The sequence below is a fragment of the Mesorhizobium sp. WSM3860 genome (assembly GCF_002294995.1).
GTDB lineage: Bacteria > Pseudomonadota > Alphaproteobacteria > Rhizobiales > Rhizobiaceae > Mesorhizobium.
Map to the genome: position 1 here is coordinate 21,684 of NZ_NSGF01000037.1, position 7,197 is coordinate 28,880.

9 protein-coding genes are annotated in these 7,197 nt (G+C 64.0%); 7 read left to right on the forward strand and 2 right to left on the reverse strand.

The features are described from left to right. The first annotated feature begins 1 nt into the window (after position 1). Positions 2 to 943 carry a LysR family transcriptional regulator gene (locus CK220_RS30345; protein ID WP_095815038.1) on the forward strand — a complete coding sequence of 314 codons (942 nt, stop codon included), beginning with the start codon at positions 2 to 4 and terminating at the stop codon, positions 941 to 943. Here the strand turns inward: CK220_RS30345 and CK220_RS30350 are convergent. Beyond that, a complete protein-coding gene (locus CK220_RS30350) occupies positions 894 to 1,622 on the reverse strand; it encodes an SDR family oxidoreductase (protein WP_095815048.1) in 729 nt (242 codons plus the stop codon). The genes CK220_RS30345 and CK220_RS30350 overlap by 50 nt on opposite strands. A gap of 259 nt (positions 1,623 to 1,881) precedes the next feature. Between CK220_RS30350 and CK220_RS30355 the strand changes: the two genes are divergently transcribed. Further along, on the forward strand, positions 1,882 to 2,478 hold the full coding sequence (locus CK220_RS30355; protein WP_095815039.1) for a YdeI/OmpD-associated family protein: 597 nt from the start codon (positions 1,882 to 1,884) through the stop codon (positions 2,476 to 2,478). Between the two features lie 171 nt (positions 2,479 to 2,649). Here the strand turns inward: CK220_RS30355 and CK220_RS30360 are convergent, their stop codons facing one another. Further along, positions 2,650 to 2,970, reverse strand: a complete 321-nt coding sequence (locus CK220_RS30360; protein ID WP_095815040.1) for a hypothetical protein — start codon at positions 2,968 to 2,970, stop codon at positions 2,650 to 2,652. Between the two features lie 386 nt (positions 2,971 to 3,356). Between CK220_RS30360 and CK220_RS30370 the strand changes: the two genes are divergently transcribed. From CK220_RS30370 to CK220_RS30390, 5 genes are all read left to right on the forward strand, one after another. After that, positions 3,357 to 3,653, forward strand: a complete 297-nt coding sequence (locus tag CK220_RS30370; protein WP_095815049.1) for a type II toxin-antitoxin system HigB family toxin — start codon at positions 3,357 to 3,359, stop codon at positions 3,651 to 3,653. Further along, a complete protein-coding gene (locus CK220_RS30375; protein WP_095815050.1) occupies positions 3,653 to 4,069 on the forward strand; it encodes an XRE family transcriptional regulator in 417 nt (138 codons plus the stop codon). The genes CK220_RS30370 and CK220_RS30375 overlap by 1 nt, the downstream gene beginning before the upstream one ends. Positions 4,070 to 4,348: 279 nt before the next feature. After that, complete coding sequence (locus tag CK220_RS30380) at positions 4,349 to 5,557, forward strand: ABC transporter substrate-binding protein (protein WP_095815041.1); 1,209 nt, start codon at positions 4,349 to 4,351, stop codon at positions 5,555 to 5,557. Continuing rightward, positions 5,554 to 6,354: an ABC transporter ATP-binding protein gene (locus tag CK220_RS30385; RefSeq protein WP_245429469.1), complete on the forward strand. Its 801-nt coding sequence runs from the start codon at positions 5,554 to 5,556 to the stop codon at positions 6,352 to 6,354. Before CK220_RS30380 ends, CK220_RS30385 begins: the two co-directional genes overlap by 4 nt. Next, positions 6,347 to 7,051 (forward strand): ABC transporter ATP-binding protein, encoded by a 705-nt coding sequence (locus tag CK220_RS30390; protein ID WP_095815042.1) that lies wholly within the window; start codon positions 6,347 to 6,349, stop codon positions 7,049 to 7,051. The genes CK220_RS30385 and CK220_RS30390 overlap by 8 nt, the downstream gene beginning before the upstream one ends. Positions 7,052 to 7,197 lie beyond the last annotated feature (146 nt).

Consider the following 7,197-nt stretch of genomic DNA (forward strand, 5'->3'; position numbering starts at 1 on the left):
CGTGCATCCAAGGCTGCTGAAGACCTATCTCGCGGTCGCGCGCACGCGCAATGTCACGCGGGCGGCGGGCGAGGTCAATCTCGCCCAGTCGAGCGTCAGCGACCAGATCCAGGCGCTGGAGGCCGAGCTTGGCGCCAGGCTCTTCACGCGCTCGCGGCAAGGGCTGGAACTGACGCCGGCCGGCGAGGCGCTGAAGCCTTACGCAGAGGAATTGCTGGCGCTCGCCGACGACGCGCGGGCCGCCATCGACGCCACCAAGGCCGAGACAGCCGGCAGCCTGTCGATCGGCGCGCTGGAGACGATCGCTTCGGCAAAACTTCCCGGCTGGCTCGCCGATTTCCAGGCCGGTCATCCCGACATCGACATCAGGCTGAAGATCGCAGGCAGCGGCGAGTTGCGCCGCAGGCTGGGAGAGGGCGGGATCGATGTCGCCTTCTGCTTCGATAGACTGGGCGCCAGCGAGCCGGACGAGCGCTTCGCCAGGCGCGCCGTCGCGGCCGAGCCGCTGGTGCTGATCGCGCCGCCGGGCGGGAACCGGGCGGATGTCGATCTGACGGAGCTTGCCGAAAATCGCTTCGTCGCCACCGAAACCGGATGCGTCTACCGCGCCATGATCGACACGGCCTTCACCGAGGCGGGCCTCGGCGGTCCGAAGCTCGCGGCCGAGGTTGGCAGCATTGACGCCATTGCCGGCCTGGTGGCAGCCGGCGCCGGCTTCGGCCTGGTTCCCCGGCTGGCGGTCGCCGCGGCGCTCGACCGCGGCGAGGTGGCCGAGATCGCATGGCCGGGTCCGGTCCGCTCGGCGGAGCTGGTCATGATCTGGCGGCGCCGGCGCGTCCAGCCGCCGGCGCTGAAGCTATTGCTCGCGGCGATGGGCGAAAATTTCGCGGCTGTCAGACCAGCCGCTGCCCGCCCTCGACATGCAGCGTCGTTCCCGTCGTAAAGCCGTTGCCGATCAGGAAGCGGATCGCATCCGCAATGTCTTCCGGCCGTCCGACCCGCCCCGCCGGCAGGCGCTTCGCCATGGCGGCAAGCGTCTCGTCCTTTTTCTCGCCGGCAACGAATTGCCAGATCGGCGTGTCGACCCAGCCGGGCGAGACGGCATTGACGCGGATCGGCGCCAGCTCGATGGCCAAGGCCCGCACCAGCCCTTCGAGCCCGGCGTTGACGGCCGCGACCACCGAGCCGCGCGCGGCCGGGCGGTAGGCGGCAATGCCGGAGACGAAGGTGAGCGAGCCGTTGGCTGGAAGTTGCGGCGCGCCATGCTTGGCCAAGAGCAGCGGCCCGTAGAACTTGCTGTCCACAACCTTTTGCGCCGCCGAAAGCTCGATCTCGGGCAACAACCGGTAGGCGCCTTCGATATCGGCCGCGGTGCTGACGATATGGTCGAGCCGGCCGATGCGCGCAAACAGCGCCGCGACCTCGGCCTCGCGGCTGATGTCGACCACCGCCGTTGCCAGCGCGGCCGGGCAGCCGAGCTCATCGCGCCCGGCGTTCAGCCTCGCCGCATTGCGCCCGGCGATGATGACGCCGGCGCCTTCGTGAAGGCAGCGCCTGGCAAGCGCCAGCCCCATGCCGGAGCTGCCGCCGACGATCAGGATTTTTGTCTTGTCCATGTCCATGCCTTTCCTTTGCATGGACAGTGATGTGGCAGTCCGGCGCGCCGGCGGAAACGGAAGAAACCGATAGTACCATCGGAGAGTCCGATGGTTGGATGGCGCGGCCTCGATTTTCAGCCGGGAGGGCAGAGGGGCGCGAAGGAACGCGGCCTTAAACCCCCACGACTATAAGCTAGGCGATGGCGACGGCTCGACAGGGCTGGACAGGGCTCCGCTCTGGCCTGCCGGCCGGAGCTTCGGCGCCACGCAAGGAGGAACACCGATGGCTCCGATCAAGGTCGACCCGAGCAAGGTCTACGAGTTCTCGGACGCCGAAAGCTTCTACGCCTGGCTGGCCGAAAACCACGCCGGCGAAAGCGAGGTCTGGATCAGGATCCACAAGGTTGGCTCTGGCCTTCCTTCGATCACGCCGAAGGAAGCGATCGACGTCGTGCTCTGCTTCGGCTGGATCGATGCGGTGCGGAAATCGCTCGACGACAAGAGCTTTCTGCAGCGCTACACGCCGCGCGGCAGGAAGAGCATCTGGAGCAGGATCAACGTCGACAATGTCGCGCGTTTGATCGAAGAGGGCCGCATGACGGAGCATGGCCTTCGCGAAGTCGAGGCGGCCAAAGCCGACGGCCGCTGGGACCGCGCCTATGGCGGCTCGAAAGAGATGACGATTCCGCCCGACCTGCAGGCCGCGATCGATGCCGAACCGAAGGCCACAGCGATGCTGGCAAAGCTTTCGGCGCAGAACCGTTTCGCGCTCGCCTTCCGCGTCCACAACATGAAGACCGAGGCGGGGCGCAAGAAGAAGATCGAGACGTTCGTCGAAATGCTGAAGCGCGGCGAGACGATACATCCGCAGAAGAAGTAGGCACGATCCGGACCGGACGACCGCGCCAGCGACCCGGCAAAGCAAAAACGCCGCCTTTGAAGGGCGGCGTTTCCGGGAAGCGATGATCCCGAACCCTATTGAAGCGGTCCGGGATCATCCGGTCATGAAGTCTTTGGCCAATCGCTGAAAGGCCAAAAGCCGCGGCGCGCCTTATGCGGCGAGCTTCTTGCCGTGCTTCTTGTGGCTACGCTTCTTGGTGTGGTGCTTCACATGATGCTTCGTGGCGTGATGCTTCGAGTGCTTCTTCACGTGATGCTTGCGGGCGTGACGGCGATGATGCTTGACATGCTTCTTGTGCGGGCCGTTGGCGGCTGGCTTGGCCGTCTCGTTGGCCGCAGCCGGAGCCGTGGTGGTCGTCGTGGTCGCAGCCGTCGTCGTCGCGGCGGCGTTGGCTTCCGTGGTGCCGAGCGCCGGCACCGCGAAAGCAAGCGCGACGGCCAGGCCGAGAACGGAGAGAAGGGTCTTTTTCATAAGTCGGCATTCCTTTTTCGAAGATCGATATCGGTTGTCGCTGGCCGTGGTTCGGCTGCTCCGGTGCCGCTTATGACAGCCGGTCTTTTCGCGAGTTTTTCCGGGCTGTTGAATCTTGTTTCCGGATTATGTCTGGCGGGGAGGGGCGCGTGCTGGTCAATTCGATCCGCCCCGGCTGGCTCGCGACCGACATGGGCGGTGCCGGCGGCCGCCCCGCCGCGTAAGGCGCGGCCGGCATCGTCTGGGCCGCAACCTTGCCGGACGACGGTCCGACCGGCGGCTTTTTTCACTCGGCTGCCCTGGTGAACAGGCCGACAATGAGGCGGATATTTCCCAGTTTGGGTAAATTCTCTTGTTCCCAGTTTGGGAATAGGCTATATGGACGCATGCAAGTCGTCAGCAGGAAAACGCTCGTCACCTTCTGGACGAAGCACCCGCAATCCAAGATGCCGCTGACGGCCTGGTTCAATGCATCGAGCAAGGTCGAGTGGAAGGGGCCGGCTGACATCAAGGAACAGTTCGGCGCAAACGTCGATTTCATTGCTGATAACCGTGTAGTGTTCGACATTGCGAGCAATAAGTACCGGCTGATTGTGCATGTCAGCTACACGTTCAAGAGGGTGCTCATTAAATTCGTGGGCACGCACGCCGAGTACGACAAGATAGACGCGGAGAAGGTATGATGGACAACATCCGACCCATTAAGACCGAAGCCGATTACGATTGGGCGATTGCGGAGATCACTCGCTATTTTGATAAAGAGCCCGTTCCCGGCACGCCTGACGCTGATCGTTTCGATGTTCTTGCTGAACTCATCGAAGCATACGAGGCAAAACACTACCCTATCGCGCAAACCGACCCGGTGGACGCGATCGCTGCTCATATGGAGATGGCCAATCTCAGCAGGCACGCGCTGGTAAAGCTGCTCGGGTCAGCGTCGCGCGCATCTGAGATTCTAGCCCGCAAGCGAGCGCTGACGATGGACATGGCTTTCAAGCTCAACCGTGAGTGGCATATCCCCGCAGAGGTCCTGATCGTTCCCTACCACTTGGCCGACCAGGGCACAAAAAAGGATAAGGAAGCCGCGGCTCGCGCTTAACCGTCCCAGGGCGTCTCTTCACCGCGTGACCGCCTCTTGATCGGCTCCGCAACTGGTGATCCCATGCTACGAAAATAGCATTCTCGGCCAGCGAAATCTGATGCTAGGCTCGCGCCCGTGCACCCAAGGCGCGCGGCGGCCCAGCCGCAAAACGAGCAGTCCCGCAAGAAGAGGAGTGGCAGGCGGGATCGAGGCGTCAATCCACAATCCTACGGATCTGTTGAACCATTGCGAGGTCAGCCGCGTTTCCCGTGGTTGACCACAAGGGAGGAACCACCAGTGAAAGCATCCTATCTCGTCTCCGCCGCGCTCATTGCGGCATCCGCAATGCCGGCGGCGGCTGGCGAAATCTCGGACGGCAAGGTCAAGATCGGCATCTTGAACGACCAGTCCGGCGTCTATGCCGATTTCGGCGGCAAATGGTCGGTCGAGGCCGCCAAGATGGCGGTCGAGGATTTCGGCGGCAAGGTGCAGGGCGCGCCGATCGAGATCGTCAGCGCCGACCACCAGAACAAGCCGGACATCGCCTCCAACATCGCGCGCCAGTGGTACGACACCGAGCAGGTCGACGCGATCATGGAGCTCACCACGTCTTCCGTCGCGCTCGCCGTCCAGGGGCTTTCCAAGGAAAAGAAGAAGATCGACATCGTCACCGGCGCCGCCTCCACCGACCTCACCGGCAAGCAGTGCTCGCCCTATGGTTTCCACTGGGCCTACGACACCCACTCCCAGGCGGTCGGTACCGGCGGGGCGCTGGTGCAGCAGGGCGGCGACAGCTGGTATTTCATCACCGTCGACTATGCTTTCGGCTATTCGCTGAAGGACCAGACCGCAAAGCTCGTGGAATCCAGTGGCGGCAAAGTGCTGGGCGAGGTGCGCTATCCGCTTGGCTCCACCGACTATTCCTCCTTCCTGCTGCAGGCGCAGTCCTCTGGCGCCAAGATCATCGGCCTTGCCAATGCCGGCCTCGACACCTCCAACTCGATCAAGCAGGCGGCCGAGTTCGGCATCGTCGCCGGCGGCCAGCGCTTGGCGGCGCTCCTCTTCACGCTGGCCGAAGTGCATGGCCTTGGCCTGCAGGCGGCGCAGGGCGTCGTGCTCACCGAAGGCTATTACTGGGACCGCGACGACGTGAGCCGCGATTTCGCGCAAAAATTCTTCAAGCGCACCAACCGCATGCCGAACATGATCCAGGCCGGCACCTATTCAGCGGTGACGCAGTATCTGAAGGCCATCGACAAGGCCGGCACCGACGAGACCGAGGCGGTGGCCAAGCAATTGCATGAGATGCCGGTCAACGACGTGTTCACGGTGAACGGCAAGGTGCAGGCCGACGGCTCGATGGTGCACGACATGTATCTCTATCAGGTCAAGAAGCCGGAGGAGAGCAAGAAGGACTGGGACTACTACACCTATCTGGCGACGATTCCGGGCGACAAGGCCTTCATGAAGGCCGAGGACAGCGGCTGCCCGCTCGTCAGCAAGTGACGCTCGACATCGTCACCGCCGTCCGCCGGGACGGCATCGACCAGACGCCGCGGGTGGTGCTTTCCGCCCGCGGCTTGCGGCGCGACTTTGCCGGATTCGTCGCCGTGAAGGATGTCGACCTCGACGTCCACCACGGCAAAATCCATGCGCTAATCGGCCCGAACGGCGCCGGCAAGACCACCATCTTCAACCTGTTGACCAAATTCCTGCAGCCGACGAGCGGCACCATCCAGCTGCTCGGCACCGACATCACCCGCACGCCGCCGGCCAGGGTGGCGCGCATGGGCCTGGTCCGCTCCTTCCAGATATCGGCGATCTTTCCGCATCTCAGCGTGCTCGACAATGTGCGCGTCGCGCTGCAGCGTCCCGGCGGGCTTGGCTACCAGTTCTGGCGTCCGGTTTCGGCGCTCGACCAGCTGACGCCCCGGGCGCGCGAGCTGCTCGCCATCGTCGGCCTCGACGACGCCGCGCATCGTCTCGCCGGCGATCTCTCCTATGGCAGGAAGCGCGTGCTGGAGATTGCCACCACGCTGGCGCTCGATCCAAAAGTGCTGCTGCTCGACGAGCCGATGGCCGGCATGGGGCATGAGGATGTCGGCATGATCTCAGGCATCATCCGCTCGCTTGCAAAAGACCGCGCAGTGCTGATGGTCGAGCACAACCTCACCGTCGTCGCCGATCTCTGCGACTGGATCACCGTCATGCAGCGCGGCCAGGTGCTGGCCGCCGGCGACTACGCGACGGTGAGCCAGGACGAGCGTGTGCGCATCGCCTATATGGGGACCGAGCATGAGTGAGCCGCTGCTTGCCGTGCGCGATCTCCACGCCTGGTACGGCGAGGGCCACGCTCTGCATGGCGTCAACCTCGAAGTCCTGCGCGGCGAGACGGTGACGCTGCTTGGCCGCAACGGCGTCGGCAAGACCACGACGCTGCGCGCCATCATGGGCCTGATCCGCAAACGGACAGGGTCCGTCACTTTCAACGGCAAGGACCTGATCCGCCTGCCGCTGCATCGCGTCGCGCATCAGGGCATCGGCTTCGTGCCGGAGGAGCGCGGCATCTTCGCCACGCTCACCGTCGACGAGAACCTCATCCTGCCGCCGGTGGTGGCCAAGGGCGGCATGAGCGTGGAGGAGATCTTCGAACTGTTCCCCAACCTCAAGGAACGCCGCAACAGCCAGGGCACGAAACTTTCCGGCGGCGAGCAGCAGATGCTGGCGATCGCCCGCATCCTGAGGACCGGCGTCGATATGCTTTTGCTCGACGAGCCGACCGAGGGCCTGGCGCCGGTCATTGTGCAGCGCATCGGCGAATTGCTGGCGACGCTGAAGCAGCGCGGCATGACCATCCTTTTGGTCGAGCAGAATTTCCGCTTCGCCGCCCGCATCGCCGACCGCTTCTACCTGATGGATCACGGCAAGGTGGTGGAAGGTTTCCCGGTCGGGCAGCTTTCCGCGCATACCGACAAACTGCACGAGGTGCTGGGGGTATGATCAAGGTGATAGTCCATGGGAGGGCTCTTGCCGGTCGCGCGTCGTCGCTGCCCCTCATCGCCCTGCCGGTGTCCAGCCGATAGATGGGTAACACTTTGAACCGGATACATGGGTTACAGTTTTCCCCCTGAGTTGCTGTCCGCCGC

Excerpts from the sequence above, each read along its gene's own strand:
- CK220_RS30350 (WP_095815048.1), bottom strand. The coding sequence starts at position 1,622 with ATGGACATGGACAAGACAAAAATCCTGATCGTCGGCGGCAGCTCCGGC.
- CK220_RS30355 (WP_095815039.1), top strand. The coding sequence starts at position 1,882 with ATGGCTCCGATCAAGGTCGACCCGAGCAAGGTCTACGAGTTCTCGGAC.
- CK220_RS30360 (WP_095815040.1), bottom strand. The coding sequence starts at position 2,970 with ATGAAAAAGACCCTTCTCTCCGTTCTCGGCCTGGCCGTCGCGCTTGCT.
- CK220_RS30370 (WP_095815049.1), top strand. The coding sequence starts at position 3,357 with ATGCAAGTCGTCAGCAGGAAAACGCTCGTCACCTTCTGGACGAAGCAC.
- CK220_RS30375 (WP_095815050.1), top strand. The coding sequence starts at position 3,653 with ATGGACAACATCCGACCCATTAAGACCGAAGCCGATTACGATTGGGCG.
- CK220_RS30390 (WP_095815042.1), top strand. The coding sequence starts at position 6,347 with ATGAGTGAGCCGCTGCTTGCCGTGCGCGATCTCCACGCCTGGTACGGC.